This window comes from Rhodoblastus sp., from assembly GCF_041915505.1.
Lineage (GTDB): Bacteria > Pseudomonadota > Alphaproteobacteria > Rhizobiales > Beijerinckiaceae > Rhodoblastus.
The window spans coordinates 1-3,519 of the sequence record NZ_JAYSBG010000350.1; the positions used below are offsets into that span (position 1 = coordinate 1).

Below are 3,519 nucleotides of genomic sequence, written 5' to 3' on the forward strand. Positions count from 1 at the left end.
GAAACCGGCGCGGCGGGCGCCAAGGCCCCTGCGATCCAGCATGTCGTGCGCTCCTTCGATCCCTGCATGGTCTGCACCGCGCATTGACCTCGTGGGCGACAGCCGCCGAATTGACCTTTTGCCTGGATGTAAGTTCAATTAACATCCACCTCGTTCAAGGAGGCTTGGCATGATCGTAGCGGTTGTCGGCTTGGGCGCGGTCGGTCGCGAAACCGCGAAACTTCTGGCGGCGCGTGGCGACGAGGCGCGGCTGGTCCAGCGCCGCGCGCCCGCGGCCCTGCCGGACGGGGCGCGCTTCGCCGCCGCCGACGTCCTCGATCGCGACAGCCTGCGCGCCGCTTGCCAGGGCGCCGGAGCCTTGGTCTGCTGCATCGGCTTTCCTTACGATTCGCGGGTCTGGGAAACGTCATGGCCACGCGCCATGGCCAACATGCTGGATGTCTGCGCGGAGCAGGGCGCGCGTTTCGTCTTCGCCGATAATCTCTATATGTATGGGCCGCAGGATGCGCCTCTCGTCGAGGACATGCCGCTGACCGATTACGGTCGCAAGCCGCGCCTGCGCGCCGCCATCACCCGGCAATGGATCGAGGCCCACAAGGCCGGCCGCGCCGAGGCTGTGGCGGTGCGCGCCTCGGATTTCCACGGACCGGATGTGGCGACTTCGGTGCTTTCGGAATTTGGCGTGAAACGACTGGTCGCGGGCAAGCCGGCTCTGGTTCCCTATTCGCCGGATCATCCCCACGATTTCACCTATGTGCCCGATTTCGCACGGGCCTTGACGGCTTTGCTCGACGCGCCCTCCGACGCTTACGGCCAAGCCTGGCATGCGCCCAACGCCCCGACCCAGACTCTGCGGCAATTGCTGGCGCGGGCGGCGGAGCTGATCGGGACGCCTTTGCGGATGACGGTCCTGCCGCGAGTCGCCACGGCGTTCCTCGGGCTGTTCGACCGCACGATCTATGAGCTCGCCGAGATGCGCTTCCAGACCGACCGGCCCTACCACGTGGACAGTGGCAAATTCACGCGTCGCTTCGCCATCGCGCCGACCTCCTTCGACGACGGCCTGCGCGCGACCATCGACGCTTGCCGCGCGGCGCGCTGAGCGGCGAGACGGTCAAAACGCTTTCCACCGAAGCGAAAAGCTGCTTTCCAGACGAGGGCGCGGGCGCCAGCGTCTTCGGAGCGCTTAGATTATTGCAATAAATTGAAATAAAAGGAAAAAATAAAAAGTGTCCGGCCTCGCGGCCCTTGGCGCCCTTCTTGCCGATGCCTCCCCAACCGCACGTCTGAATCGACGCGGCGAAAAAACAGGATGGGACAGGGAGGCGCTGAATGTCCGTGACCGAGACTTTTTACGATGTGATCCGCAGACAGGGGATCACGCGTCGGAGCTTCACCAAATTCTGCAGTCTGACCGCCGCGAGCATGGGCCTCGGCGCGACCGGCGCCGCCAAGGTGGCGAATGCGCTGGAGACCAAGCCGCGCATTCCGGTGATCTGGATGCACGGGCTCGAATGCACCTGCTGCTCCGAGAGCTTCATCCGCTCGGCGCATCCGCTCGCCAAGGACGTCATCCTGTCGATGATCTCGCTCGACTATGACGACACCATCATGGCGGCGGCGGGCTTTCAGGCCGACGAGATCCTGAAGGAGACCCGCAAGAAATATAAGGGCCAATATATTCTCGCGGTCGAGGGCAATCCGCCGCTGAACGAAGACGGCATGTTCTGCATCGACGGCGGCCGTCCCTTCGTCGAAAAGCTCAAGGAAATGGCCGCCGACGCGCAGGCCATCATCGCCTGGGGCGCCTGCGCCTCCTGGGGCTGCGTGCAGGCCGCCAAGCCGAACCCGACCCAGGCCACGCCGATCGACAAGGTCATCACCGACAAGCCGATCATCAAGGTGCCGGGCTGTCCGCCGATCGCGGAAGTGATGACTGGCGTCGTCACCTATATCCTGACCTTCGGCCGCCTGCCGGAGCTCGACCGGCAGGGCCGGCCGCAGATGTTCTATTCCCAGCGCATCCACGACAAATGCTATCGCCGTCCGCATTTCGACGCCGGCCAGTTCGTCGAGCAATGGGACGACCAGAACGCCCGCGAGGGCAAGTGCCTCTACAAGATGGGCTGCAAGGGACCGACCACCTATAACGCCTGCTCGACTGTGCGCTGGAACAATGGCGTGTCCTTCCCGATCCAGTCCGGCCATGGCTGCATCGGCTGTTCGGAAGACGGCTTCTGGGACAAGGGCCCGTTCTACGAGCGCCTCACCAACATCCACCAGTTCGGGATCGAGTCCAATGCCGACAAGGTCGGCATGGCGGTCGCCGGCACGGTGGCGGTGGGCGTCGCCGCCCATGCGGCGGTCACGGCGGTCTCCCGCGTGAAGGTCAAGCACGACGACAAGGCGCCGCCGCAGGCCTGAGCGCCTGATCGTCGTGAACGCCGGCGGGAGCGAACTCCCCCGCTCCCGCCGGCATAAAACCAATCTCCGAGGAAACGAAAATGGGCGTCCAGACTCCGAACGGTTTCAATCTCGACAATTCCGGCAAGCGCATCGTCGTCGATCCGGTCACGCGTATCGAAGGCCATATGCGCGTCGAGGTGAATGTCGATTCCAACAATGTCATCCGCAACGCGGTTTCGACCGGCACGATGTGGCGCGGCATCGAGGTCATCCTGCGCGGCCGCGATCCGCGCGACGCCTGGGCCTTCACCGAGCGGATATGCGGCGTCTGCACCGGCACGCACGCCCTGACCTCGGTGCGCTCGGTCGAAGACGCGCTGCAGATCAAGATTCCGGAAAACGCCAATTCCATCCGCAACATGATGCAGCTCGCGCTGCAGGTGCATGACCACGTCGTGCATTTCTATCATCTGCATGCGCTGGACTGGGTCGACGTGGTCTCGGCGCTTTCCGCTGATCCCAAGGCGACCTCCGCGCTGGCGCAGTCGATCTCGCCGTGGCCGCTGTCTTCGCCCGGCTATTTCCGCGATCTGCAGGGCCGGCTGAAACGCTTTGTGGAATCCGGCCAGCTCGGCCCGTTCAAGAACGGCTATTGGGGCAGCAAGGCCTATCGCCTGCCGCCGGAAGCCAATCTGATGGCGGTGGCGCATTATCTCGAAGCGCTCGATTTCCAGAAGGAGATCGTCAAGATCCACACCATTTTCGGCGGCAAGAATCCGCATCCGAATTGGCTGGTGGGCGGCGTGCCGTGCCCGATCAATGTCGACGGCGTTGGCTCCGTCGGCGCGATCAATATGGAGCGCCTGAACTACATCACCGAGATCATCGACCGCACGATCGAGTTCAACGATCAGGTCTATATTCCCGACATCATGGCCATCGGCTCGTTCTACAAGGACTGGCTCTATGGCGGCGGCCTGTCGGGCAAGTCGGTGCTGGCCTATGGCGACGTGCCGGAAAACGCCAATGATTACTCGCCCGGCAATCTGCTGCTGCCGCGCGGCGCCATCATCAACGGCAATCTCAACGAGATCCATCCGGTCGATCATCGCG

The 3,519-nt window shown here is 63.6% G+C and carries 3 protein-coding genes; all 3 read left to right on the plus strand.

Annotated features, from left to right (window positions below; all coding sequences use genetic code 11):
• Positions 1–169 precede the first annotated feature (169 nt).
• Positions 170–1,102: an NAD-dependent epimerase/dehydratase family protein gene (locus ACE3S9_RS16720; protein WP_374547608.1), complete on the plus strand. Its 933-nt coding sequence runs from the start codon at positions 170–172 to the stop codon at positions 1,100–1,102.
• Positions 1,103–1,332: 230 nt separating this feature from the next.
• Positions 1,333–2,424 (plus strand): hydrogenase small subunit, encoded by a 1,092-nt coding sequence (locus tag ACE3S9_RS16725; protein ID WP_374547609.1) that lies wholly within the window; start codon positions 1,333–1,335, stop codon positions 2,422–2,424.
• Between the two features lie 80 nt (positions 2,425–2,504).
• Positions 2,505–3,519: nickel-dependent hydrogenase large subunit (locus ACE3S9_RS16730; protein WP_374547610.1), on the plus strand; the 1,015-nt coding region annotated here is incomplete at its 3' end.

Coding starts and splice junctions, on each gene's coding strand:
- ACE3S9_RS16720 (WP_374547608.1), top strand. CDS start 170: ATGATCGTAGCGGTTGTCGGCTTGGGCGCGGTCGGTCGCGAAACCGCG.
- ACE3S9_RS16725 (WP_374547609.1), top strand. CDS start 1,333: ATGTCCGTGACCGAGACTTTTTACGATGTGATCCGCAGACAGGGGATC.